The 23595-nt window shown below is 71.0% G+C and carries 20 protein-coding genes; 9 read left to right on the forward strand and 11 right to left on the reverse strand.

Going from position 1 to position 23595, the window contains the following annotated elements; genetic code table 11:
• Nucleotides 1–3: 3 nt before the first annotated feature.
• Nucleotides 4–903, reverse strand: coding sequence for a transporter (locus K8638_RS15500; RefSeq protein ID WP_223755298.1), 900 nt, complete (start codon nucleotides 901–903; stop codon nucleotides 4–6).
• A 142-nt stretch (nucleotides 904–1045) separates the two neighbouring features.
• Between K8638_RS15500 and K8638_RS15505 the strand changes: the two genes are divergently transcribed.
• The gene (locus tag K8638_RS15505; RefSeq protein WP_223755299.1) at nucleotides 1046–1486 is read left to right on the forward strand and encodes a DoxX family protein; all 441 of its coding nucleotides are present in this window, start codon (nucleotides 1046–1048) and stop codon (nucleotides 1484–1486) included.
• 7 nt (nucleotides 1487–1493) lie between these two features.
• Here K8638_RS15505 and K8638_RS15510 read toward each other — a convergent pair whose 3' ends face one another.
• On the reverse strand, nucleotides 1494–2399 hold the full coding sequence (locus K8638_RS15510) for a metallophosphoesterase (protein ID WP_223755300.1): 906 nt from the start codon (nucleotides 2397–2399) through the stop codon (nucleotides 1494–1496).
• Between the two features lie 246 nt (nucleotides 2400–2645).
• On the opposite strand from K8638_RS15510, the gene K8638_RS15515 reads away from it, so the two are divergent.
• A complete protein-coding gene (locus K8638_RS15515; protein WP_305071167.1) occupies nucleotides 2646–3908 on the forward strand; it encodes a PAS domain-containing sensor histidine kinase in 1263 nt (420 codons plus the stop codon).
• A gap of 13 nt (nucleotides 3909–3921) precedes the next feature.
• Here the strand turns inward: K8638_RS15515 and K8638_RS15520 are convergent, their stop codons facing one another.
• The 3 genes from K8638_RS15520 to K8638_RS15530 form a co-directional block, all read right to left on the reverse strand.
• Entirely contained in the window at nucleotides 3922–5454 is a 1533-nt protein-coding gene (locus K8638_RS15520) for a hypothetical protein (RefSeq protein WP_223755302.1), read from the reverse strand.
• Nucleotides 5455–5575: 121 nt separating this feature from the next.
• Entirely contained in the window at nucleotides 5576–6052 is a 477-nt protein-coding gene (locus tag K8638_RS15525; RefSeq protein WP_223755303.1) for a hypothetical protein, read from the reverse strand.
• Between the two features lie 248 nt (nucleotides 6053–6300).
• On the reverse strand, nucleotides 6301–6750 hold the full coding sequence (locus tag K8638_RS15530) for a Fur family transcriptional regulator (protein ID WP_223755304.1): 450 nt from the start codon (nucleotides 6748–6750) through the stop codon (nucleotides 6301–6303).
• Nucleotides 6751–7270: 520 nt separating this feature from the next.
• Here K8638_RS15530 and K8638_RS15535 point away from each other — a divergent pair.
• Nucleotides 7271–8218, forward strand: a complete 948-nt coding sequence (locus tag K8638_RS15535) for a sensor histidine kinase KdpD (RefSeq protein ID WP_223755305.1) — start codon at nucleotides 7271–7273, stop codon at nucleotides 8216–8218.
• Here K8638_RS15535 and K8638_RS15540 read toward each other — a convergent pair.
• Nucleotides 8135–8635: an Hsp20/alpha crystallin family protein gene (locus K8638_RS15540; RefSeq protein ID WP_223755306.1), complete on the reverse strand. Its 501-nt coding sequence runs from the start codon at nucleotides 8633–8635 to the stop codon at nucleotides 8135–8137. The genes K8638_RS15535 and K8638_RS15540 overlap by 84 nt on opposite strands.
• A gap of 360 nt (nucleotides 8636–8995) precedes the next feature.
• Here K8638_RS15540 and K8638_RS15545 point away from each other — a divergent pair, with 360 nt between their 5' ends.
• The 3 genes from K8638_RS15545 to K8638_RS15555 all read left to right on the forward strand — a co-directional run bounded on the left by K8638_RS15545 (nucleotide 8996) and on the right by K8638_RS15555 (nucleotide 11641).
• Nucleotides 8996–9961 (forward strand): fatty acid desaturase, encoded by a 966-nt coding sequence (locus K8638_RS15545; protein ID WP_370643992.1) that lies wholly within the window; start codon nucleotides 8996–8998, stop codon nucleotides 9959–9961.
• Nucleotides 9962–10123: 162 nt separating this feature from the next.
• Nucleotides 10124–11257 carry a PilZ domain-containing protein gene (locus K8638_RS15550; RefSeq protein WP_223755308.1) on the forward strand — a complete coding sequence of 378 codons (1134 nt, stop codon included), beginning with the start codon at nucleotides 10124–10126 and terminating at the stop codon, nucleotides 11255–11257.
• Nucleotides 11258–11272: 15 nt separating this feature from the next.
• The gene (locus K8638_RS15555) at nucleotides 11273–11641 is read left to right on the forward strand and encodes a response regulator (RefSeq protein ID WP_223755309.1); all 369 of its coding nucleotides are present in this window, start codon (nucleotides 11273–11275) and stop codon (nucleotides 11639–11641) included.
• Here the strand turns inward: K8638_RS15555 and K8638_RS15560 are convergent.
• The 3 genes from K8638_RS15560 to K8638_RS15570 form a co-directional block, all read right to left on the reverse strand.
• Nucleotides 11638–13146: an ATP-binding protein gene (locus K8638_RS15560; protein ID WP_223755310.1), complete on the reverse strand. Its 1509-nt coding sequence runs from the start codon at nucleotides 13144–13146 to the stop codon at nucleotides 11638–11640. The two genes, K8638_RS15555 and K8638_RS15560, sit on opposite strands and share 4 nt — an antisense overlap.
• 458 nt (nucleotides 13147–13604) lie before the next feature.
• On the reverse strand, nucleotides 13605–15389 hold the full coding sequence (locus tag K8638_RS15565; protein ID WP_223755311.1) for a monovalent cation:proton antiporter-2 (CPA2) family protein: 1785 nt from the start codon (nucleotides 15387–15389) through the stop codon (nucleotides 13605–13607).
• A 386-nt stretch (nucleotides 15390–15775) separates the two neighbouring features.
• A complete protein-coding gene (locus tag K8638_RS15570) occupies nucleotides 15776–17257 on the reverse strand; it encodes a potassium/proton antiporter (RefSeq protein WP_223755312.1) in 1482 nt (493 codons plus the stop codon).
• A gap of 244 nt (nucleotides 17258–17501) precedes the next feature.
• Here K8638_RS15570 and K8638_RS15575 point away from each other — a divergent pair, with 244 nt between their 5' ends.
• Entirely contained in the window at nucleotides 17502–19073 is a 1572-nt protein-coding gene (locus tag K8638_RS15575) for an NAD(P)/FAD-dependent oxidoreductase (RefSeq protein WP_223755313.1), read from the forward strand.
• A 54-nt stretch (nucleotides 19074–19127) separates the two neighbouring features.
• On the opposite strand, the gene K8638_RS15580 is transcribed toward K8638_RS15575, so the two are convergent.
• Nucleotides 19128–20903 carry a methyl-accepting chemotaxis protein gene (locus K8638_RS15580; protein WP_223755314.1) on the reverse strand — a complete coding sequence of 592 codons (1776 nt, stop codon included), beginning with the start codon at nucleotides 20901–20903 and terminating at the stop codon, nucleotides 19128–19130.
• Nucleotides 20904–21248: 345 nt separating this feature from the next.
• Here K8638_RS15580 and K8638_RS15585 point away from each other — a divergent pair, with 345 nt between their 5' ends.
• Complete coding sequence (locus tag K8638_RS15585) at nucleotides 21249–22646, forward strand: M57 family metalloprotease (protein WP_223755315.1); 1398 nt, start codon at nucleotides 21249–21251, stop codon at nucleotides 22644–22646.
• A gap of 108 nt (nucleotides 22647–22754) precedes the next feature.
• Nucleotides 22755–22958 (forward strand): CsbD family protein, encoded by a 204-nt coding sequence (locus K8638_RS15590; protein ID WP_223755316.1) that lies wholly within the window; start codon nucleotides 22755–22757, stop codon nucleotides 22956–22958.
• A 97-nt stretch (nucleotides 22959–23055) separates the two neighbouring features.
• Here the strand turns inward: K8638_RS15590 and K8638_RS15595 are convergent, their stop codons facing one another.
• Nucleotides 23056–23220: a hypothetical protein gene (locus K8638_RS15595; protein ID WP_223755518.1), complete on the reverse strand. Its 165-nt coding sequence runs from the start codon at nucleotides 23218–23220 to the stop codon at nucleotides 23056–23058.
• Nucleotides 23221–23595 lie beyond the last annotated feature (375 nt).

Consider the following 23595-nt stretch of genomic DNA (forward strand, 5'->3'; position numbering starts at 1 on the left):
GGTTCAGAGGTCGTATGCGACGGACATCATCGCGATGGGAGTGGGGTCCACGCGGCCGCGGAGCCGGTTGAAGAAGGGCACGCGCACGCCCGCCGAGAGGACGAGGTCCATGGCCGGGCTGAAGAGCACGTCGGGCGAGGCGTAGGCGAGGAAGCCGCCTCCATTCCGCTCCTCCTCGCCGTGGATGTCGGCCGCCGCCTCCAGCCTGCCGTCGAGTCCCATCCGGATGGCCCAGCGGGACGCGGGCTGGTACTGCGCGGCGAGCGTGGTGCGGACGGAGGCACCGGCGCGGAAGCCCTGGAGGCCGCGCGTGGGCAGGAAGCCGGTGGCGCTGGCGAGGAAGGACCAGTCGCCACGGAAGTGCTGGTACGCCACACCCGCCAGCGGGTCCACCGAGCCGCTGCCGAGCTGTGTGTCCAAGTCCAGCAGCGTCCCGTCCCCGGCGCGCAGCTTCCTCGCGGTGGGCAGCTTCACACCGGCCAGCACGCTGACGAGGTGGTCCGGGGAGAAGTCCTTGTCCTGGTAGACGAAGGCCTTGGCGCTGACCTCCAAATCCCCCAAGCCCCAGCCGCGCTCGCGGGCGAGGCTGGCGTTGCGCACCTCGCGGGCCTGGAGGGGCAGGGTGGCGGCGAGGAAGAGCCACGGCAGCGGCGCGTACGCGGCGGCCACGTCCATGCGCGCCTCGCGCAGGCGCACCGCGTCCACGTTGTCCGTCCCCACCGTGTGGCCCCAGGCGCGCAGCGTGGAGGACAGGCGCAGGCGTCCGGAGAACGGCTGCTCGGTGCCCATGGAGGTGAGCGTCGGGTCCCCGCAGGCGCAGGTGGCGCAGGCCCGGGCGCTGGAGCCGGGCACCAGCAGCAGCGCGATGGCGAGGACGAGGGGGGCGGCGAAGGGGGCTCTCACGGCGCGCGGAAGATACGTGGGGCGCGCCGGGCGGACCTGCGGCGAGTTGTCGCAGCGTCGAAGGGCGGACGGGGGAGCGGGCGCCCGCTGTCCCGCGGGAATCCATGGCCACCTTTTGACGGAAGGAAACAGGGAGGTAGTCATGGGCGTGCTCGCGCCGATTGGCCGGCTGCTCTTCTCGGCCATCTTCATCACCAGCGGCCTGAACCACTTCTTCCAGCTCCAGGCGCTGACGGGCTACGCGCAGGCCTCGGGCGTGCCGGAGCCACGCCTGGCGGTGCTGCTGTCCGGCACCGCGCTGGTGCTGGGAGGCTTGTGCGTGTTGCTGGGCGTGCTTGCCCGCCTGGGGGCGGCGGCCATCGCCGTCTTCCTCATCGCCGCGGCCTTCATGGTGCACAAGTTCTGGCTCGTCGCCGACCCGGTGAAGGCGCAGAACGAGCTCATCCACTTCATGAAGAACCTCTCCATGGCGGGAGGGGCCCTGCTCATCGTCTACTTCGGCTCAGGGCCCTTCAGCCTGCGAAGACGCAAGCGCGAGGAGGGGCTCGGCGGCGGGCGGCTCGGAATGCCGCTGCGGCATTGAGCGCGCTTCAGCTCGCGGTGGCGACCACCGTCTCGCGGCGCAGCGTGAAGAAGGCCACCTCGGGCTCGCTGCCGCGGCGCAGGTACGGGCCGCCGAAGCCGAAGCCCAGGCCCCGGTTCACGTAGAGCTGGTTGCCATTCACGTGGTAGTGGCCGCTGATGTACGGCTGGCCCACGCGGCGGAAGATGGCCTCGGTGAGGCCGCGCACCACGAACTGGCCGCCGTGCGTGTGGCCGGAGAACTGCACCAGCCCCGCGTGCGCCGGCAGCTTCTCCACCGTCGGCGGCGCGTGTGTCAGCACCAGCCGCGTGCCGGACTCCGGCGCGCCGCGGAACGTCGTCTCCACGTCGTCCCGGCCGGTGCGGCCGTCGTCGATGCCCAGCACCGTCACGGGCGCGCCCTTCACGTGCACCACGCGGTGCTCGTTCTGCAGCACCGTGTAGCCCAGCTGCTCGAAGCTCTCGCGCAGGTAGGGCCCGTCCACCCAGTGGTCATGGTTGCCCAGCACCACGAAGACGGGGCCCTTCAGGCCCGACAGCAGCTCGCGCACGCGCGGCAGCGGCTTGGGGCTGTGCGTCACGTAGTCGCCGGTGAGGAAGACCAGGTCCGGTGACTCGGAGTTCACCGCCTCCACCGCTCGGCGGATGCGGATGGAGGAGGTCGCCTGCCCCACGTGCACGTCGGAGAGCTGGGCAACGCGCAGGCCGTCATGCTCGGCGTGCATGTGCGGCAGGAAGAGGACGTTCTCGGAGAGGGAGAAGTGATCCCTCCAGCGCAGCCGGCGCTCCTGACGGAACGGGTCCGCTCCACTCCGGGCCACCAGCTCGTTGCGTCCACCGTGACGGGACTCCCACCGTGCATGGGGAGCCGGCGAAGCGTGGGGCGAGTTGCGGCGGGCGAGACGTCTCAGCATTCGGTTCGGTTCCTCCGGGCCGGGAGCTGCATGAACGGGCTCATTCTAGAGAGCCGGTGGGGGTGGGATGAAGCAGGTGCTCCACGCACGCCTGCCCTCCATGCGGCCGGCGTCAGGGGTGACGGAGAAACGCCCATGATTCCGGGAAGATTCCGGGCCCGGCTCGTGCATCCTTCCAACATTGGACACAAGCTCGGGGGGCTTGCGGTGACGGCGGCGGGGCGGGTTGGTACACACGGCGGAACGATGACCCCGCGGCTCGGGTCGGCCCAGGACACGGGACCGGACGTGACAACGCCAGCAGGTGGTGGAGGAGAGGGACGGCAGAGGCCCCGCGAAGAGGCGCGCCCGGTCGCGCTGGCGGAACTCATGTCCACCGTGCCGCTGGGCATGGCCATCATCGACCCCGAGCTGCGCTTCGTCGAGGTGAGCGAGGCGATGGCCGCCATGAACGGCGTGCCGCGGGAGGCCCACCTCGGACGCCCCATGGAGGAGGTGCTGGGCGCCGCCCCCTCCGGCCGCGACGTCATCCGCCGCGTCCGCCGCGTGCTGGAGACGGGCGAGCCCCTGGAGGGCGTGGAAATCATCCACCGCGAGCAGGGCGGCGGGGTGGAGCGCAGCCGCGTCTACCGCGCCAGCTACCACCCGGTGCGCCGCGACGGGCAGGTGGTCGCCGCGTGCATCTACGTGGAGGACATGACGGAGCGCCGCCGCGTGGAGGCGCAGCGTGACGCGGGCGCCGCGCGCGAGCGGGCCGTGCGCGAGCAGGCGCTGCGCGAGACGCAGGAGGCGGTGCGCGCCCGCGACGAGTTCCTCAGCGTGGCGGCCCACGAGCTGCGCACGCCCCTCACCAGCCTGCGGCTGCACCTCCAGTTGCTCCAGCGGCAGGTGAACACCTCGCAGCCCGCGCTGGCGGAGGAGCTGGTGCCCCGCGCGCAGGTGCTGGAGCGGCAGCTCTCCCGGCTGGGCAACCTGGTGAACACGCTGCTGGACGTGTCGCGGCTGGCGGCGGGCAAGCTGAGCCTGGAGCCGCGCGAGATGGACCTGGCCCTGCTGGTGCGGCAGATGGCGGAGGCGTTCTCCGAGGAGTTCCACCGCGCCGGCAGCGAGCTGTCGCTCCACGTGGACGGGCCGCTCATGGGCACGTGGGACCCGCTGCGGGTGGAGCAGGTGCTCGTCAACCTCCTGTCCAACGCGGCCAAGTACGGCGCGGGCCGGCCGGTGGAGGTCTCGCTGGTGGGCGACGGCCGCACGGCGGTGCTGGCCGTGAAGGACCACGGCATCGGCATCTCCGAGGACGGCATGGCCCGCCTCTTTGGCAAGTTCGAGCGCGCCGTCTCCGAGCGCCACTACGGCGGGCTGGGCCTGGGGCTCTACATCACCCGTCAAATCGTCGAGGCCATGGGCGGCAGCATCACCGTGCGCTCCGCGCAGGGGCAGGGCTCCACCTTCATCCTCCGGCTGCCCACCCAGCCGCAAACGGCGCGGCTGGCGCAGGCCTCGCGTTAGCCAGAGCAGGTCCTCAGTACCCGCGCAGCACGAACAGGCGCCCGTCGACGAGGACGTACAGGGCGGAGGGGCTCACCGTCGCGTCATACACGAGCTGCGTGACTTCCGAGCCGCTCACGCCCTGGACCCTCTCCAGCGCCTTGCCCGGCGTCATGCGCCACAGGCCGTTGTCCCCGGTGCCGATGAAGAGCGAGCCGTCGTCGGTGGCCGCCAGCGAGAGGATTTCCTTCGTGCCCAGCCCGTCGATGTACGCGTAGGACTCGTCGCGGTACTTCAGCGGGGTGTCCTGGACCTTCCTCAGCTTCATCCGCCAGAGCCCCTCGGTGAGGCTGCCCAGGTAGTAGAGCCCGTCCTTCGTCTGCTGGAAGGCGCGCCAGAAGTTCTTCGGTGCCTCCGAGGAGCGCTTCTCGTCGTCCCCGGGGTTGACCGGGTCCACGAAGACGTTGAGCGCGTAGATGGCCGGCTCCACGTCGGCGGGCATGTCGGCCTTGCGGTCTTCAGAGTCCCAGTACTTCAGCGACGCGTTGGGCGGGATGATGCCAATCTTCCAGTCGTTCCCGATGAGCAGGTGGCCGTCCTGGGAGATGCCCAGGCCGTACGTGTAGCCCGCGCGCTGCGAGCCATCCATCCACCACGCCGGGTGCCGGTGGCTGTTGTACGTGTAGTCGCGGATGCGCGTCACGCCGTGGTTGGTGCCGATGTAGATTTCACCCGCGTACGGGCCCCGCATGACGCGGACGCAGGAGAAGACGGAGCGGTCCTCGTCGTAGTGGTAGTCGTTGGTGTTCTGGATGCCGAGCGGCGTGCCGCCGGTGATGCGGCTGCTGCCCGCGGACTGGGAGATGTGCACCCCCAGCTCCACGTCGTTGCCGGCCGCGTTGAGCCGCACCACGTCCACGTCGCCCTGCAGGTAGTACTCGAACCGGCGCGGGCTGAAGGAGTAGCAGGAGGGCGCGCCCTGGTAGGGGTAGTGGCACTCCCCGGGACTGACGATGTAGTTGGTGTGGAGGTCGGGGTACTCCGGGTCCGGTCCCAGGTCCTCCGCCAGGTAGCCCACGTAGGCCTCGCCGGCCTTGCCACCGCAGATGACGCTGGAGCCGGTGGCCAGCTTGTCCGTGCCGAAGCCCAGCCGCGCCTGTCCCACGGGCTTGCTCGTCCAGACGAGCTGCTTCGTGTCCGCGCGCAGCACGCCGATGCTCGCCCCGTCCAGCACCCAGATGTTGTGCGCGGCATCCACGCCCACCGACTTCACCCGGCGGATGCCGTACGTCGCGGAGTAGTTCACCACCGGGTCCGTGGGCCACGGGCCCGCGGTGGGCCCCTGCGTGCCCCCGTCCGTGCCCGCATCGGTCCCCGCGTCCGTGCCCGCGTCCGTTCCGGCATCCGTGCCCGCGTCCGCGCCCGCATCCACCTGGGGCCGGTTGTCCGGAGGGTCGACGATGCCGTCATCCGTCGTGGGGGGAGGGTTGCCCCCGTTCGAGCCCCCGCATGCCCACGCCGCCACCACCACCGCCCCGATACACGCGCCCACCCGTCGTCGAATCACCGAATCCTCCCTGGTGCCGCTCCACAGCAAGGGGCGTACCGGGGCCGGGCGGGCTTCTCGCCCTCGGGGGCAGCCCAGGGTGGGAAGAAAGCTTCCCACCGTGATGACCGCGTGGGCCCGGTTACTGCTTCTTCGTGCCCTTGGGGCTGGTGGCGCTCAGCTCCAGCGCGACGATTTCGTCGCCTTCGATCTGGAACCTGGCGCGGACGCTGGCGCCCTCGGGAATCTGGTCGGTCTTCTCCACCTTCTTGCCGTCCAGCTTCAGCACCGTCTTGTCACGCACGTCCAGTTCCGCGTCGGGCAGGCCCTTCCGGGCGATGCTCACGCCGTCCGCGGTGGCATCCTTCAGGGTGCCTTGCAGCTTCATGGCGTGCTCCATCTTGAAGGTGCCCTGGTCCTCCGTATCGGCGCCGACGACGTCCTTGGCGGCGCCGCCGATGCCGGGGCCCACCTCGGTGGCGTCGATGCCGGTGTCCATCTCCTCCTTCGTCTCGGGCCCGGGTATCTGCTGCTCGGAAGGCGGCTTCTGCTGCTGCGCCTCCTGCGCGAAGGCGGCCGTTCCAACGCACAGGGCCAGCGTGGCGATGAGCTTCTTCATGTTCCCTCTCCCTTCGGTCAGATGACTGACTTCTGGGAGCAAGGGTGGGGAGGCTCCCATCCCGCGCCAACCTGCCCGCCCCCGGCGCGGGCCTTCCCGATTGGGGGGCAGGCAGGCGCGGGCGCGAAGGGCTCAGGCGGCGTGGCGGAAGGCGCTTCACCGTGCTCAACCGGCCCGCCGCGTCCACCGCGCCGCAACGCGATGGCACCTGTCGCGGGGGGACGGGAGCGGGCGGGCCGGGCCTTGCGTCACACGCAGCGGTCGCACAGACCGCGGAGCTGCACCTCGACGGCGCGCTGGGTCACCGCGCGGGGCACGCCCTTGGACGAGGCGATGCGGACCGACTCCTCCGGCAGGCAGGCCACCGTGCCGCAGTCGGTGCAGGTGAAGTGCGGGTGGCTGCTGCCATGCTCCTCACCCGAGCGCTTCAGCTCGAAGCGCCACACGTGGTCACCCAGGTCCGCGCGCATCACCAGCCCGACCTCGGTGAGGTCCGTCAGGTTGCGGTAGATGGTCACCCGGTCGTACCCCTCGTCACCGAGCGCATCCACCAGGTCGGCGTGGCTCATCGGCGAGGAGGCGCTCTCCAGTTCTCTCAGCACGGCGACCCGGGGAGCGGTGCTCCGAAGGCCCGCCGCTCGGATGCGGTCCTGGAACTCGGTGAGCTTCGGCTGCGCGGAAAGTCTCTTGGCTCCCATGATGTCCTTTCGAATAACGCATGGCCACGAACGGGCGCTCGCGAAAGAATGTAACTGACTTACACCAGAATCTGTGTTGCCACCGTAGGCGGGTGGAGCCCGAGTCGGCGGGCACCCGGGTCGCTGGGGTCGCCCCTGGGGTGGTGGTGCCCGGGGGACTGCCATGTATCAGGGCCGCTTTTTCGGAGGCCACACGCCATCTCCCGACGAGTGACCCCGCGGGAGGGGCGGCGGCCACGCGTTTGCCGCCGCCCGGACGCCCGGCGGGGGAGAATCCACGCTGTCCGTGTTGACCGGGCTACTTCTGTGTCACTGGCTGCATCCGCCATGCAGATGCGTTGGGCAGCGCCGGGAGGGCCGGTTCCACCGGCCTGGAGGCCCGTCCGGACGAGGTTTGCACCGGAGAACACTTCCGGTGGGACGGCTTGACTCGGCCCCCCCGCTGCCCAGACTTCGGCTTTTCTTCATCCAGGGCGGACGTTCGCCCTCCTGCCCGTCCTTCCGCGTCGAACCCGCCGTGATGAAGCCCCACCTCCTGCTTGTCGAAGAGCCCAGCCCGGTGCGGGGACTCCAGGTCCTGGCGCTGGAGAGTCAGGGGTGGAGGGTGACGGCCCTGGCGGACGTCCCCGCCGCCATCACCCTCCTTCACGCGGAGCCCGTGCGCCTGCTGGTGGTGGCCGCGGGCCTGCTGGCCGCCGGGGCGGCGGGGTTGGAAGCGCTGCGGCGGGCCCTGGAGATGGGGGGCACGGCGCTCCAGGTCATGGCCTTCCCCGCCGAGCAGGACGGGCTGCGTCGGCTCGAGCTGCCAGTGGCCGGTGTCCTGGCCCGCCCGCTATCACTGGGAGCATTGGTGGAGCGCGTACGGCCGGCGTTGCCCCCGGGGGTGGACGCGGCGCTCGTGCAGTTGGTGCGCGACGTGGTGTCGCGCTCGGAAGAGGCGGCGGCGCGCGTGGGCTGCCAGCTCCATGCGCCCACGGAGCCCACTCCGGGGCGGTGGGACGCGGCGCGGCTGTCCCAGGTGATGGCGCACCTGCTGTCCAACGCGATGAAGTTCGGCTCCGCCATGCCGGTGGAGGTGGCGCTGGAGGCCGAGCCGGATACGGTGATGCTGATGATGGTGAGGGACTACGGCATCGGCATTGCCCCGGGCCGGGTGGACGGCCTCTTCCAGCGCTTCGAGCGCGCGGTGCCGGTGCGCCACTACGGGGGCCTGGGGCTGTACCGCCCGCGCCGCATCGTCGAGGCACAACGGGGCGAGGTGTCCGTGCACAGCACCCCCGGCGAGGGCTCCACCTTCCGCATCCGCCTACCTCGCGCGGGGCCGCCCCCGGCACGGCCGGCGCGGGCCTGGGACTCCTGCCCGCGCCTCATGGGTGTGCGCGGCCTACGCCTTCGGCTTCTCGCCGCCGGTGACGGCGCCGCCGCCCACCTTGATGCGCTTGGGCTGCACCTCCGGCTTCTTGGGTAGCACCAGGTTGAGCACGCCGTCCTTCAGGTCCGCGGAGATGTGGTCCGCGTCCACGCCTCCCGGCAGCGTGAAGGCCCGGCTGAAGCTGCCGAAGTTGCGCTCGTAGGCGAAGTAGCGCTCGTTCTCCTCCCGCTTCTCGGACTCACGCTTGCCGCTGACGACCAGGCGGTCGCCGGTCAGCGAGATGTCCAGGTCCTTGTCCTGTACTCCGGGCAGGTCCGCCTTGAAGACGAAGGCGTCCTGGGTCTCCTTCACCTCGAACGCGGGTACGAAGGTGGGGCCCGCGCCTCGAACTCCGCCCATCAACTGCGTCATCGCCTCGAACGGGTCCCAGTTCAGCAGCTCCTGCATCTGGGAGAACGGGTCCCGCTCACGGCGCGGAATGATTCCTCCCTCTCGACGGGTGATGTCGGCCATGGAAATTCCCTCCTCTGAATGGACCGTAAAGCAGCCGGGAGACGACGCAACCCGGGGGGCGGTGGAGCGCGCGGAATGCCTCCCCGCGACGGGAGCAGGCGGCCCGCTCCTCCGCCGGGAAGGTGCTTCCGGGGAAGCCCGGTGGACCGCACGCCGCGCTCGTCTCGCGCCAGTCCGCCGCCGAGCGCGAACAGCTCACCTGGAGGGCCTGGCGACGTTGCTGGGCCGCTACGTCCGCTGACGTGCTGATTGCTTGGAGAGCTGGAAAACGGGACCTACATGGTGGGAGTCCAGGCGGCCCCTCCTTGAAGTCTGAAGGATGTTTTGGTTGCGGACGGTGGCGTGGGGCACACTCCGTGAATGCTCCGATACTCCGCTGACCGCCGGACCCTGCTTTGGTGCCTGGCGATGCCCGTGGTGGCCCTCTCGATGTACGCGGCCCCAGAGCTCATCCCGTACCTCTGCCCGCTGTCCTGCTACCTCGCGCTGTCGGCGGGAGTCATCGCCCACAACCACAACCACAGCCCCACCTTCCGCAACCGGAAGCTGAACGAGGCGATGGGCATGTGGCTGTCGCTGTTCTACGGCTACCCCACCTTCGTGTGGATTCCCACGCACAACCTCAACCACCACAAGTTCGTGAACAAGGCGGGGGACGCGACGATTACGTGGCGCTACTCCAAGAAGCACAACTTCCTGGTGGCCTTCACCTTCCCCTTCATCTCCACGTACTGGCAGCAGGAGCCGACCAAGGCCTTCATCGACAAGGCCCGCGAGCGCAACCGCCCGCTGTTCCGCCAGATTGTCCTCCAGTACGTCGTCTGGGCCGGCACCCACGCGGCGCTGCTGGGCCTGGCCATGGTGCTGCACGGCATCAGCGCGGGCGCCCGCATCTGGGTCTTCGCCTTCCTGATTCCGGCCTTCTTCTCGCTGTGGACCATCATGTTCTTCAACTACATCCAGCACGTCCACACGGACCCCTGGAGCGAGCACGACCACAGCCGCAGCTTCACCGGCCGCCTCATCAACTTCTTCCTCTTCAACAACGGCCTGCACACCGTGCACCACGAGACGCCGGGCCTGCACTGGAGCCTGCTGCCCGAGGCGCACGCGAAGATTCAGGACACCATCCACCCGGACCTCAAGCCCGTCAGCTTCTTCGCGTGGTGCTTCCGCTCGTACGTGCTGGCGCCCTTCTTCCCCAGCCTCGGCACGAAGCAGGTGGGCCGCGCCCCGTATGAGCCGCCCACCGGCGGCGCGGTGGACGTGAGCTTCGGCGACGAGCTGCAGGCCGTGGACTCGGGCGTCAACGTCGCCCGCGTCTGAAGGGCGGGCCCCGCGGGCCCCCGAGTGTCCTGTATTCCCCATCTCTCCCTGGAAACTGTCCAGGGGGAGTATTCGACATGTGGCCGGTTCTCCTATCTCGGAATCAGAGAAGGGATGGGCGGGCGTGTCGGGGGGGGGGCTTCAGGACACGGAGGCACCGCGATGATGACGGCTCCAGGACCCGTCCGGCCCTCGCCCGGGCGGGTGGCCGCGCCGGCGAGGGTGCTCTGGGTGGGCGCCGCGAGCGAGCCCTGGCTGGCGCTGTCTCGCGTGGCGCGCTCGCTGCGGTGTGAGTCCGCGCAGGTCTCCTCGCTGGAGGCCGCCGTCCCCGAGCTGGCCCGGCTGAAGCCCTCGCTGGTGCTGGTGCACTGGCGCCTGGTGTACGACGCGAGGAGCGGCGGCCTGGGCGCGCTGAGGACGCGGCACGGTACCGCCGGGGTGCCGGTGGTGCTGGTGGCGGATTCGGACACGCCGGCGGAGGTGCTGGAGGCGGGCGAGTCCGAGGGCGTGGAGGACTGCCTGCTGGCGCCCCTGCGCACCGCCGAGTTGCGCGAGCGGCTGGCGGCGCTCACCGGGGAGCCGGCCTCCACCCGGGTGCCCCTGGCGGCGCGCTACAGCCCCCGGGTGGTCCTGCTGGCGGGCGCCAGCGGGCCGCGCGCGTGGGGCGGGCTGGGCGCGCTGCTGGAGTCCTGCGGCCACCACCTCCTTTATTGCGCCAGCGTGGACGGCGCGGCCGCGCGGCTCCTGGAATGGGGAGTGGCGCCGCACCTGGTGCTCGTCTCGGGCGAGGGGCCGCTGGCGGCGCTGCGGCTGCTGTCCTCGCTGCGCGCGAGGCCGGTGCTGGAGGGGGTGCCGGCGCTCACCGTCACCGTGGGCGTGGGGACGCGGGCGCCGGCGCTGGCGGCGCTGCTGCCTCGCATCCACGCGCTGCTGGGCCGGGACTTGTCGTCGCTGCGCGCGGAGGAGCGGGTGCCCTTCTGCTGTCCGGTGGAGTTCGGCGAGAGCGGCGCGCGCGGGGCGGAGTGGACGTCCGGATTCTCCAGCGCGCTGAGCCCCGGGGGGCTGGTCATCCGCACGCTGGTGCCCGCGCGGCCGGGGACGGCGGTGCGGCTGCGCATCGGCCTGCCCACCACCCGCGAGCGGCTGGAGACGCACGGCGTGGTGGCCTGGGCCAACCCCTACGCGCCGCGCGGCCACCTCGCGTACCCCTACGGCATGGGCGTGCAGTTCCTCGGCATGGGGCCGCCGCGCCTCATGCACCTGCGCCAGCTCTGCCAGGGCGTGGCCTCGCTCTGACGCTCGGGAGACGCCATGCGACGCAAGAAGGTACTGCTCGTGGATGACTCGCTCACCGTGTTGCTACTGCATCAGGTGATGCTGGCGGAGCGTGGCTACGACTCCGTCACCGCGCGGGACGGGCTGGAGGCGCTGGCCCTGGCCGAGACGGAGCGGCCGGACCTGGTCTTCCTGGACGTCGTCATGCCGAACCTGGATGGCTTCGAGACGTGCCGGGCGCTGCGCGGCCGAGAGCCCACCCGCCGCACGCCCATCATCCTCTGCAGCACCCACTCCGGGGCGCGCAGCGTGCAGGAGGGCTTCGACAGCGGCTGTGACGACTACCTCGCCAAGCCCTTCGACGGCGAGGAGCTGACGGCGCTGCTGCGCCGCTACCTGGACTAGGGGCGCGTGCCCGGCGGCGGCTGCGGCGGCCCGGGTTGCTTCGTCGGCATGGAGCGGCGCGGCAGCGTCACCGTGAAGGCGGTGCCCTCCGCTTCGCCGGAGGAGACTTCAATCGTGCCCCCGTGCGCCTGGACGATTTCCCGGACGATGTAGAGACCCAGCCCGTAGCTCATCTTCAGCGTGCGGGCCGTCGGCGGGCCTCGCCGGAAGGGCTCGAAGAGGTGGGGCAGCAACTGGTCGGGGATGGGCCGGCCGGCGTTGCGCACCTCCATCACCACCTTGCTGCGCAGCCCGCGCACGGCCAGCCGCACCGGTGTCTCCGCCGGGCTGTACTTGAGCGCGTTCTCCACCAGGTTGGACGTCACCTGCGCCAGCCGGTCCGGGTCCCACGTGCCCTGGGTGTTGCCCTTGTGCTCCACCTCGACGGTGCGCTGGGGGAAGGCCACGCGGAACTCATGGGCCACCTTCTCGGCCAGGTCCTTCAGGTCCATGCCGCGCGGCTCAATCGCCACGCCGCCCACCAGCCGCGTGCGGGTGAAGTCCAGCAGCAGCCGGGTGAGCCGCTCGATGCGCACCGCCGCGGTGGCGATGCGCTTGCTGGTCTGCTGCGCCTGCTCCGCGGTGCCGCTCTCGGCCAGCACGCGGGACCAGTTCATGATGGCGCCCAGCGGGCTGCGGATGTCATGGCTGACGATGCCCATGAGCTGTTCCTGGAACTCCGCGTGCCCGCGCGCCTCCTCCTCCGCCCACTTGCGCTGGGTGATGTCGCGGCTGATGCCGAACAGGCCGAACACCTTGCCTTCGGCGTCCCGCAGCACGCCCTTGGTGGACAGCCAGACGCGCGGGCCCTCGGCCCCCGGCTGCGCGTCCTCGTAGGTGACGGTGCGCCCGAAGGCGAGAATCTCCCGGTCATTGGCGGCGTTGGCGCGCGCTACCTCGGGCGGGAAGAGCTCGGCGTCCGTGTGGCCGACGACGTCCTCCACCTTGAACCCCAGGGCCCTGGCGCCCGCGGGGTTCATCATCCGGTACCGGCCCTCCAGGTCCTTGGTGTAGACGGCGTCCGTCGTCCCCTCGAGGATGGAGCGGAACACCTCGCTGGTGCGGCGCAGCTCCTCCCGGGCGCGGCGCTCACCGGTGATGTCGCGGCAGTGCACCAGCAAGCCGCCCTCCACGGTGCGCACGCGGACGTCGAAGCACAAATCCCGGTCCGGCCAGCCGTGCTCGAAGCGCACGGTGGGCTGCTCGGTGGCGGGCTTCTCGAAGCGCAGGTGGCGGCGCAGGTCCAGCAGGTCCGGGCAGGCGCGGCGCAGGTCCGCCCCGGGCCCGCCGCAGCCGGCCAGCAGCTCCATCATGCGTGGGCTGACGCAGGTGAAGCGCCAGTCCGCGTCGACCATGAAGAAGGCGTCCGGCAGGCCCTCCAGGAGTGCGTGCAGCGGCACGGCGGGCGCCTCGGAGGGAGGCCCGGCCTGTGGGCGCTGGCGCTTCTTGGCGGGGTTGGGGGCCATGCGTCTTCGATTTCGCGGGGGACCGGGTGGTGCCTTCAAGGGGTGAACATAGGGTGGGGCGTGGCGCGTGCCCTCAGGGCACGGGCGTGAGGCCGAGGTTGCGGGCGATGTCCTGGAAGCTCTGCACGAGGTCGTCCCGTGGTGAAGAGGCCGACGCCGGTGCCCGGCTCCGCCGCGAGCGCCCGCGCGGGCTCCGCTCCGATGGGAGCCGGGGCCGACTCCAACGCAGGGCCGGGCGCGCTGGAGAGGCTGGGGGCGACGAGTGCGGGAACCGGGGAGTACATCCGTGATGGAACATACCCCGCTCTCCGCCCCGCGCGATGCTGGCCTCCAGTCTCTGCACTGCGCGTCACAGCGGGAAACGCGAAGAGCAGGCTTGACGCGTTCCTGGATGCACCAGTGGCGGAGGAATGCGGCCGGGCTGAATGCGGGGTGATTGAAACAGGGATTTCCTGAAGTCACGCCGACTTCTTCTGCTCGGCCTCGTCCTGCTCGAAGAGGCTCTCCAGCTCCTTGCGTGCCTTGGCGGCCATCTCCACGAGCTTCTCTTCGTCACGGTGATACTTCGCCGTCGCGCGCAGCAGTTGCTCGTCGTGCTCGCGCAGCCGCTCCATGGTGCGGTGGCTCTCGGAGTACGTCAGCCCCATGGCCTGGAGCACGTCCACGCCCATCTCCAGGCTGCCGGCGAACGTCTCGCGCATCACGTTCTGGATGCCCAGGTCCAGCAGCCGGTACGCATGCGCGCGGTTGCGCGCGCGGGCGTGGATGGTGAGGTGCGGGAAGTGCTCCTTCACCGCCTGCGCCGTGCGAAGCGAGGCCTCGATGTCGTCGATGGCCAGCACGAACACCTTCGCCTTGTCCACCCGCGCGGCGCGCAGCAAGTCCAGCCGCGACGCGTCGCCGTAGAAAATCTTGCTGCCGAACCGCTTCATGAAGTCGATGTGCTCCGGGCTCGCGTCGATGGCCGTGAAGCCGATGCGCTTGGCGCGCAGCAGCCGGCCCACCATCTGACCCACGCGGCCGAAGCCGGCGATGATGACCGGGTTGTCCTCCTCCGGCGCGACGTCGTACTCGCGCGACTCGGTCTTCTTCTTGAACAGCGGGCGCACCCACCGCTCGTGCGCGGCGTACAGCAGCGGCGTGGTGGCCATGGACAGGCCCACCACCACCACCAGCAGGTCCGCCAGCGCGCGGTCCATGACACGGAAGGAGACGGCGAGCGCGAAGAGGACGAACGCGAACTCGCCGCCCTGGGAGATGACCACGCCCAGGCTGAGCGCGGGCTCGTCCTGCTTCAGGCTGAAGCGGCCCAGCCCGTACAGCACCGCGCCCTTGAGCACCACCAGCGTCAGCACCAGCCCGCCCACCAGCAGCGGCCGCTCGACGATGAGGCCCAGGCTCACCGACATGCCCACGGCGATGAAGAACAGGCCCAGCAAGAGGCCCTTGAAGGGCTCGATGTCCGCCTCCAGCTCGTGGCGGTACTCGGACTCGGCCAGCAGCACGCCGGCGAGGAACGCGCCCAGCGCCATGGACAGGCCCACCGCGCTGACGAGCGACGCGGTGCCCACCACCACGAGCAGCGCGGTGGCGGTGAACAACTCCTGGCTGTGGAAGGACGCCACCGCGCGGAACACCGGGCGCATGAGGTAGCGCCCCGCGAGCACCACGCCCACCAGCACGCCCACCACCTTGAGGCCGGTGAGCCAGCCCGGCTCGGGGGATGCCGCCCCGCCGTCTCCCAGGAGTGGCAGCAGCGCGAGCAGTGGAATCACCGCCAGGTCCTGGAACAGCAGGATGCCGAAGGCGAGCCGCCCGTAGCCGGTGGTGAGCTGGTTGCGCTCGGCCAGCAACTGGAGCGCGAAGGCGGTGGAGGACAGCGACAGGCCGAACCCCGCGATGATGGCCGCGCCCGGCACCATGCCGAGGGCCAGGCCCACGCCGGACAGCAGCGCGCCGGTGAGCAGCACCTGGGCGCCACCCATGCCGAACACGGAGCGGCGCAGCTCCCAGAGACGCGAGGGCCGCAGCTCCAGGCCGATGACGAAGAGCAGCAGCACCACGCCCAGCTCGGACACGTGGAGGATGTTCTCCACGTCGGTGACGAGCTTCGCGCCCCAGGGGCCGATGACGGCGCCCGCCGCGAGGTACCCCAGCACGGAACCCAGGCCGAGTCGCTTGAACAGGGGCACGGCCACCACCGCCGCCGCGAGGAAGACCAGTGCCTGATGCAGGAAGGACATGGTGGCCCTTCCTCTCACGGACCGCGCGCTGGCGGCAAACCCGTGGGGGAAGCCCGCGTGCACCGGGCGCTTCGTCCCGCCCGTTCAGGCAGGCCCGGAGGTTCGAGTCCCCTCCATTCCGGCGGGCGGGGCGCGGAATGGAGCCTCCATTCCGGCGGGATGAGCGGAGGGGCGTGCCGTGCCGCGTCAGCGGGCGGGGCGCGGAATGGAGCCTCCATTCCGGCGGGATGAGCGGAGGGGCGTGCCGTGCCGCGTCAGCGGGCAGGGCGCGGAATGGAGCCTCCATTCCGGCGGGATGAGCGGAGGGCCGGACCACACCAGCGGGCAGGGCGCGGAATGGAATCTCCGTTCCGGTAGGCGGGGCGGGGAGTCGGGAGGCCTCCGGGCTACTCGTCCTCCTGCTGGCCGAAGAGCAGGCGCAGCAGCGGCAGGTCCTCGGAGTGGCTGAAGACGTAGACGTGGTCTCCCGGCTGGAAGACGGTGTCGCCGCGGGGCGCGAGCAACTCCTGCCCCCGCACCAGGAGCATGACGGCGGAGCCCGGCGGGAAGGGCAGGTCGGAGATGCGCTCGCCCGCCACCGCGGAGGCCGAGCCGATGTAGAACGCGCTCAGCTCGCCGTTGAGGAGCTGGGTGGAGGCAATCTCCAGCACGGCGGGTGGCGGCTCCGGCGCGTTGGACGCCAGCCCCAGCCTGCGAGTCACCCAGGGCACGGTGGCCCCGGGAACGAGCCCGTTCACCACGACGATGAAGAAGACGACGTTGAAGATTTCGCGCGACCCGGGTGCGCCGGAGAGCACGGGGAAGGTGGCCAGGATGATGGGCACCGCGCCGCGCAGGCCCACCCAGCCGGTGTAGAGGATTTCGCGCGCGGGGAAGCGGAAGGGCAGGAGGCACAGCAGCACCGCCAGGGGCCGCGCGACGAAGGCGAGCACGAGCGCCATCCCCAGCCCCTCCCACGCCACGTCCAGGAGCGCCCCGGGGAACACGAGCAGCCCCAGCACCAGGAACATGCCCACCTGGGACAGCCAGGCCAGCGCGTCGTGCACGCGCAGCAGGCCCGTGCGGTAGCGGATGGTCTCGTTGCCCAGGACGATGCCCACCACGTATACCGCCAGGAAGCCGCTGCCTTGCAGGAGCGTGGGCAGGCCGAAGGCCAGCATCGCCAGGGCCAGCGTCATCACCGGGTACAGGCCCGCCGCGCGCAGGCGCAGGCGCTTGAGCAGCAGCCGCCCCGCCCATCCGATTCCCAGGCCCAGGCCGGCGCCCACCACCATCTGCACCACCGCGCCCCCCACCAGCTCCCAGCCCGGCTCGGCACCTCCCACCAGGCTGAGCGTCATCGCCGTGGTGAGGATGACGGCCATGGGGTCGTTGAGGCCCGACTCCAGCTCCAGCGTGGTGCCCACCCGCCGCTTCAGTTGCAGCCCGCTGCCGCGCAGCACGGCGAAGACGGCCGCCGCGTCCGTGGAGGAGACGATGGCGCCCAGCAGCAGGGCCTGCTGCCAGGCGAAGCCGAACAGCAGGTGCGCGCCCAGGCCCGCCACGGCCGCCGTCAGCACCACGCCCACCGTGGCCAGCACCGCCGCCGGGCGGATGGCGGCCTGGATGGAGGCCAGCGGCGTGTTGAGGCCGCCGTCGAAGAGGATGAGGACGAGCGCCACCGTGCCCAGCCGGAAGGCGAGGCCGTAGTCGGTGAACTCGATGCCGCCCGGCCCGTCCGAGCCGGCCGCCATGCCGATGCCGAGGAACAGCAGCGCCACGGGGATGCCGAAGCGCCCCGAGGCCCGGCTGAACAGCACGCTCAGCGCGAGCAGCACGCCGCAAAGCGTGAGGAGGAGGGCGGTGGGAATCGGCTCCGTGCTGGGCATGAGGGAACGGGCATCCTATCAGCCGGAGCGGGAAAGGCGGCGCGCTCGCGCCTGCCAGTAGCGGGGGACAATCATGTACGAGCGCGCCTGCAAGGCCCGCGGCCTCCGGTGCGCGCACCACCTCCAGCACGAAGCGGGACTCCAGGGCGTAGGTCTGCCCGGTGGTCCGGGAGCGCACGGCCTCGCGCGGCGGGTCCGACGCGGGGCGCCGCAACCTTCGGGGCTCCCGGGCATCAGAGCGGTCATGGTGCGTCATGTCATCGTCGTGGGAGCCGGGCCCGGGGGGCTGTCGGCCGCCATCAACCTGGCCGGGCAGGGGCTGCGAGTCACCGTGGTGGAGAAGGAGCCCATCCCCGGGGGACGGATGAAGGGGCTGACGCTCGGGAAGGAGGGCGAGTACGCGCTCGACACCGGGCCGTCCATCCTCCAGCTCCCGGGCGTGCTGGAGCAGATATTCCGGCGGGCGGGCAGGCGCATCGAGGACTACGTGAAGCTCGTCCCGCTGGACGTCAACACGCGGGTGCACTTCTGGGACGGCACGCACCTGGACACCTCCAGGGACATGGCGCGCATGGAGGCGGAGCTGTCGAAGTACGGCGCCGACAAGCCCATGGCGCTGCGCCGGTGGATGGAGGAGGGGCGGGAGAAGTACGGCATCGCCTACGAGAAGTTCATCTGCACGAACGCGGGCAGCCTCGGGTACTACGCGCCGTGGCGGCTGGCGCCCACGCTGCGCTTCAAGCCGTGGCAGACGCTGTACCGGCAGCTCGACTCCTTCTTCCACGACGACCGGATTTCCTACGCGCTGGCGTACCCGTCCAAGTACCTGGGGCTGCACCCGACGACGTGCTCGTCGGTGTTCAGCGTGATTCCGTTCCTGGAGCTGGCCTTCGGTGTGTGGCACGTGGACGGCGGCTTCCGCGAGCTGTCGCGGGGGATGATGCGCTGCGCGGAGGATTCGGGCGCCACGTTCCGCATGGGGACGCCGGTGGAGAAGGTGCGCGTGGAGGCGGGGCGGGCGGTGGGGGTGACGCTGGCCGGTGGCGAGGTGCTGGACGCGGACGCGGTGGTGGTGAACGCGGACCTGGCGTACGCGGCGACGAAGCTGATTCCGGCGGAGGCGCGCGAGGGCTCGCGGCTGACGGACGCGGCGCTGGAGAAGGCGAAGTACTCGTGCAGCACCTTCATGGCGTACTACGGGCTGGACACGGTGTACTCGGACCTGCCGCACCACCTCATCTACCTGTCGGAGTCGGCGCGGCGCACGGACCGGGACGCGCTGGAGGACCGGCACGTGGACGTGGACGACCCGCCCTTCTACGTGTGCAACCCGACGGTGACGGACCCGTCGGGGGCGCCGAAGGGGCACTCCACGCTGTACGTGCTGGTGCCCACGCCGAACACGTCGCGGGACGTGGACTGGGCGGACACGGAGGCGAAGCTGTGCGAGCGCATCCCCGCCATGCTGGAGAAGGTGGGGATGAAGGGCGTGCGGCAGCACATCCGCGAGGAGCGCTACTTCACGGCGGAGACGTGGCGTGACGACTTCAACGTGTTCCGCGGCGCGGTGTTCAACCTGTCGCACACGTGGCTGCAATTGGGCCCGCTGCGGCCGAAGGTGAAGAGCCGCGACATCGAAGGGCTCTACTGGGTGGGCGGCGGCACGCACCCGGGCAGCGGCCTGTTGACCATCATGGAGAGCGCGAACATCGCGGCGGACTACCTCACGCGCGAGGCCGGCAAGGGGCCGCTGCCGGGCTGGCCGTACGTGCCGCCGCTGGAGGGGGCCGAGCCTCCCCGGGCCCGCGCGGGCTGAGCACGCCTTCCTGGTTCGCGGCCGGGCACCCTCGGCCGGCCGCGAGGCCCCGCCTCAGACGTAGCGCTCCGCCAGCTGCGACACCTGCCCCGTGGCCTGGGTGACGGCGGTCGCCGCCTGCTGCGTCGTATCGAGGTGGCGCAGCGTGTCCGTGGTCAGCTCGTCCAGCTCCCGCACCGCGGCGAAGAGCTGGTCCACGCCGTGGTGCTGCTGAGACACGGCTTCGGTAATCTGGCGCACGGCCATCGCGGACTCCTGGGACAGCGCGGCCAGCTCGCGCAGGCGCTCGCCGCTGGTTCGCAGCGGTGCCAGCGCCGTCTCCACGCCCTCCACGCCCTGGTCCGACATGGTCGTCGCATGGTGGGTGGCGGTGGCCATGTTCTCCAGCAGGCCGCGCACCTGGTTGGTGGCCTGGATGGACTGGTCCGCCAGGTCGCGCATCTGCCGCGCCACCACGCCAAAGCCCTTGCCGTGCTCGCCCGCGCGCGTGGCTTCAATCGCCGCGTTGATTGCGAGCATGTGCGACTGGTCCGCCAGCGCCTTCACCACCTCGGACACGCGGCCCACCTCGCGGGCGCGCTGCTCCAAATCCAGCATCTGCTCGTGCAGGCCGGTGGCGATGTCGCGGATGGAGGCGAGCCCCTTCTCGGTGCCGGCCAGCGACTCCTCGCCCAGCTTGCCCACGGCGGCGGCCTTCTCGGCCACCTGGAGGATGCTGGTGGCGCGGGACGCCGCCACGTGGGAGGCCTGCTGGATTTCCTGCGCGGTGGCGCGCGCCTGGTGCAGCGCCGCGGCCTGCCGGGACAGCGTCTGGTTCTGCTGGGTGCTGGCCTGGGACAGCCGGTGGCCGGCCTGGGCCAGGTCTCCGGCGGACGTGCGCAGCGAGCGCGGCAGCTCCTGGAGCCGCTGGTAGAGCCGCCACGTGTTCGCCGCGAGGTCGCCCAGCTCGTCCGTGGACACCCACTGCGGCGGCGTGGCGCGGCCCTCCACCAGGGCCTCCAGTGAGCTGCCCACGGCCCGCGCGCCCTTCGCCAGCCGGCGGGCCGCCCAGGCCGCGGTGAGGATGGAGCCCAGGGCCGCGTAGCCGCCGAACATCGCCACCGGCAGCACCAGGTCCTTCCGGAGCGGCTCCAGGGTGGCGCGCACGCGCTCCGCCGCCCCCGCGTCGCCCGCGGCCTGGATGTCGGACGCCAGCGTGCCCAGGCCTCGCTCCAGCCTCAGGTGCAGGGTGACGATGCTCGTCAGGCAGGTGACGAGCAGCGCGGAGACGACGGTGGCCGGCAGCAGCCAGAGCTGCCGCGGGGCGAAGCCGTCACCGGCGGGCCGCGAGCCGGGCGCCCGGCGGTACGCGTCCATCACCGTGGGCATCATCACGTCCTCGTACAGCATGTACAGCAGCGGCGTGCTGAAGAGGCCCGCGCTCACCGCCACGGCCACGCCCACCAGCACCACCGACGGCGGCCGGCCCAGCAGCAGCACCACCCCGCCATTGAAGAGGATGCCGCCCAGCGTCCACGACACCATCGACTCGCCGAAGGACAGCACGAAGGGGACGCGGATCAACCGCTGCACCCGGAGCTCCCCCTCGGCGCTCATCGCGCGCCGCAGCATCCACGGCATCACCAGGAGCGGCTGCGCCACCGCGCACAGCCCCAGCACCAGGGGCGTGATGAGGCCCAGGAAGATTTTCAGCTCATGCTCCCCTTGCAGGTCGAGCAGCTGCATGTCGACGAAGAGCGCGGGCGTGAAGGCCACCGTGGTGGTGATGGAGCGCAGCAGGTACATCCGCCGAAGCAGCGCGCCAGGGGTCGGGAGCGAGGAGGTGGACATCGGGAAGCCGTGACTCCGGGGTGGCAGTGACCCCAGCGTGCGGCGCGAAACGCTCCGCGTCAATGTCCCGGTCAACTTCCAGTGATGGCGGTCTGTACCGGAAGTAGCGCCCGGCTGGCCTGCCTGGGGCCGACATGCCGCCTCCTCTCGTCATGCCCCCATGCGGCCGCCCTCGCGAGGCATGAAATCAATCAAAACATGAATTACCAGCCCGGTTCTGGAGTGTGCGCCCGGGGGATGGCTTCCTTCCGGCCGCGTTCCGGGAGGTGCCGTGAGCGGCATCCCGGCGCGCGCAGACCTCCATCCGGGGAGCGCCGCTCTCCGACAGAACGAAGGAGTACGTCCATGAAGCTGTCTTCGTGCACGCCCACGCGCCGCGCGCGTTTGCTGTGGGTGGCGGGGCTCGCCTCGTTGGGGCTGGTGGGGTGCGGTGAGGCGCTGGAGGCGCCGGCGGCCGAATCCGGGACGCATGAGCCGGTGCTGTCCTTCGAGGAGTTCCGCGCCCAGGCCTGGCGCGAGCCGGATACGGGCATCTACGTCGTCGACGGCGACACGCCGGTGCTGGGCGAGGAGGGCCTGCGCGAGCTGTACCAGGACTATGTGCGGGATGCGCGGGGCGAGGAGGCGCTGGAGCTCGGCACGCAGCGCGCGCCGCTCATCGTCAACGTGGTCAACGGCGCGGATGACCGGTGGGGCTACCCGCGCCAGCGCAACATCCCGTACTGCGTGAGCACGGCCTTCGGCTCCAACTACAACACGGTGGTGCAGGCCATGGCCCAGGCGGCGGCGGCCTGGCAGCAGGTCAACGTGCGCTTCCAGCACCGGAGCGACCAGGACGGCGCCTGCAACGCCAGCAACGCCAACGTCATCTTCGACGTGCGCCCGGTCAGCGGCCAGTCCTACCTGGCGCGCGCGTTCTTCCCCAGCTACCCCCGCGCCAGCCGCAACGTGCTCATCGACTCCTCGTCCTTCGGCAACAACGCGCCGTGGACGCTGACGGGAATCCTCCGTCACGAGCTGGGGCACACGCTCGGCTTCCGTCACGAGCACACCCGCCCCGAGTCGCGCACCTGCTTCGAGAACAACAGCTGGCGCGCGCTGACGGCGTATGACGCCGCCTCGGTGATGCACTACCCGCAGTGCAACGGCTCCAACCGCGGGGACCTGGTGCTCACCGGCTCGGACGTGAGCGGCGCGTACGCCCTCTACGGCCCTCTGGCGGAGCGGGACGTCGACACCGCGTTCTACCTCCTCAACCACGGCGACCTCGTCAACGCCTACGGCTCCACGAACTGGGACGCGGCGCGCAACCACTGGCTCAACTGGGGCATCAGCGAGGGCCGCCGCGGCTCGGCGCACTTCGACGTGCGGTACTACCTGGCCAACCACGGTGACCTCGTCGCCGCGTACGGCGCGAGCAACTGGGCGGCGGCGCGCAACCACTTCCTCAACTGGGGCATCAACGAGGGCCGCCGCACGTCGCTGGAGTTCGACGTGAAGTACTACCTGGCGAACAACGCGGACCTCGCGGCCGCGTTCGGCAACAACTACGCCGCCGCGCTCGACCACTGGCGCACCCAGGGCCTCTTCGAGGGCCGCCGCGCCTCCGCGGACTTCGACGTGCAGTACTACCTGGCCAGCAACCCGGACCTCCAGGCCGCCTTCGGCGCCACCAACTACCCGGCGGCGATGGACCACTGGATTTTCACCGGCCGCGCCCAGGGCCGCCGCGGCGTGCCCTGAGTTCATCACGGGCCCGGCGGGCAGGCGTGCGGGCCCCTGGTGCCTGCACGCCGCCCGTGGCGTGTCCACCTTCAGACCCTCAGCGGTTCGAACGAAAGGAGCTCCGTCATGGGTGAGTGGACCGACAAGGCCAAGGGCCGCATCAAGGAGACGGCCGGCGTCGCGGCCGGCGTCGCGGCCGGCGACCGTGAGCTGGAGGCCGAGGGCAAGCGCGACACGGCCAAGGGCGAGCTGAAGGGCAAGGTCGAAGACGCCAAGCGTGCCATCAAGGACGCGCTGGACACCGACAAGCCGCGCGGCGAGCGGCCGTAGGGCCCGGCGTGACGGCACCTGGATGAGTCCGGCGGGCCGCGGGGGCAATTCCTCGCGGCCCGTTCTTCTTCGACGTGCCGGAGGCGCCGCGTCCTGTCTACCGCTTCGTCACCGGCGGGCAGGCCACCTCGAGGAACGTGGTGCTCTTTCCGCTGAGCATGACCCACAGGCAGCGCAGGACGCAGCCCGCACCGAACTCCCGGTAGATGAGCCCCAGATTGGCGACCACCTCTCGTCCGGTGATGACCCCGCGCATTGGCACTTGCCCCCTTCTCCCGCGACCCGTCCGACCCGCCACCCACTGCACCGAGCGCTGCCGCCACGCCTCTTCTGCAAAGCGCTGGCCGAACGTGATGTGGCCGTCCGGAGTCGCTCTGTCGCGCTTCGGACGGGCCAAGCACGCCAACCGTCGTTCGCCGATGCACGCGTTGCTGCGCCCAGGTGTGATACGGGCGCCAGGCCGCTGGAGTTTTTTCAGGGTGCACGTCCACGGTGTGACGCAGGCGTCAGTCCCCTGACGGGGCGACGCCCGGACGCCCGCGTCCCCTCCGGACGCGCGGACTGAAGCCGGCAGCAGCTCTGGATTTCCGGATGCGGCCCCCGTGTTGCGGGGGTTTCGCCCGCAGGAGCCGCGAAC

The sequence above is a fragment of the Myxococcus sp. RHSTA-1-4 genome (assembly GCF_020037125.1).
GTDB lineage: Bacteria > Myxococcota > Myxococcia > Myxococcales > Myxococcaceae > Myxococcus.

What these genes read in the sequence shown, in the direction of transcription:
- K8638_RS15505 (WP_223755299.1), top strand. Translation starts at nt 1,046, where the DNA reads ATGGGCGTGCTCGCGCCGATTGGCCGGCTGCTCTTCTCGGCCATCTTC.
- K8638_RS15510 (WP_223755300.1), bottom strand. Translation starts at nt 2,399, where the DNA reads ATGCTGAGACGTCTCGCCCGCCGCAACTCGCCCCACGCTTCGCCGGCT.
- K8638_RS15515 (WP_305071167.1), top strand. Translation starts at nt 2,646, where the DNA reads ATGACCCCGCGGCTCGGGTCGGCCCAGGACACGGGACCGGACGTGACA.
- K8638_RS15525 (WP_223755303.1), bottom strand. Translation starts at nt 6,052, where the DNA reads ATGAAGAAGCTCATCGCCACGCTGGCCCTGTGCGTTGGAACGGCCGCC.
- K8638_RS15530 (WP_223755304.1), bottom strand. Translation starts at nt 6,750, where the DNA reads ATGGGAGCCAAGAGACTTTCCGCGCAGCCGAAGCTCACCGAGTTCCAG.
- K8638_RS15535 (WP_223755305.1), top strand. Translation starts at nt 7,271, where the DNA reads ATGAAGCCCCACCTCCTGCTTGTCGAAGAGCCCAGCCCGGTGCGGGGA.
- K8638_RS15540 (WP_223755306.1), bottom strand. Translation starts at nt 8,635, where the DNA reads ATGGCCGACATCACCCGTCGAGAGGGAGGAATCATTCCGCGCCGTGAG.
- K8638_RS15545 (WP_370643992.1), top strand. Translation starts at nt 8,996, where the DNA reads ATGCTCCGATACTCCGCTGACCGCCGGACCCTGCTTTGGTGCCTGGCG.
- K8638_RS15550 (WP_223755308.1), top strand. Translation starts at nt 10,124, where the DNA reads ATGATGACGGCTCCAGGACCCGTCCGGCCCTCGCCCGGGCGGGTGGCC.
- K8638_RS15555 (WP_223755309.1), top strand. Translation starts at nt 11,273, where the DNA reads ATGCGACGCAAGAAGGTACTGCTCGTGGATGACTCGCTCACCGTGTTG.
- K8638_RS15560 (WP_223755310.1), bottom strand. Translation starts at nt 13,146, where the DNA reads ATGGCCCCCAACCCCGCCAAGAAGCGCCAGCGCCCACAGGCCGGGCCT.
- K8638_RS15565 (WP_223755311.1), bottom strand. Translation starts at nt 15,389, where the DNA reads ATGTCCTTCCTGCATCAGGCACTGGTCTTCCTCGCGGCGGCGGTGGTG.
- K8638_RS15570 (WP_223755312.1), bottom strand. Translation starts at nt 17,257, where the DNA reads ATGCCCAGCACGGAGCCGATTCCCACCGCCCTCCTCCTCACGCTTTGC.
- K8638_RS15575 (WP_223755313.1), top strand. Translation starts at nt 17,502, where the DNA reads ATGGTGCGTCATGTCATCGTCGTGGGAGCCGGGCCCGGGGGGCTGTCG.
- K8638_RS15580 (WP_223755314.1), bottom strand. Translation starts at nt 20,903, where the DNA reads ATGTCCACCTCCTCGCTCCCGACCCCTGGCGCGCTGCTTCGGCGGATG.
- K8638_RS15585 (WP_223755315.1), top strand. Translation starts at nt 21,249, where the DNA reads ATGAAGCTGTCTTCGTGCACGCCCACGCGCCGCGCGCGTTTGCTGTGG.
- K8638_RS15590 (WP_223755316.1), top strand. Translation starts at nt 22,755, where the DNA reads ATGGGTGAGTGGACCGACAAGGCCAAGGGCCGCATCAAGGAGACGGCC.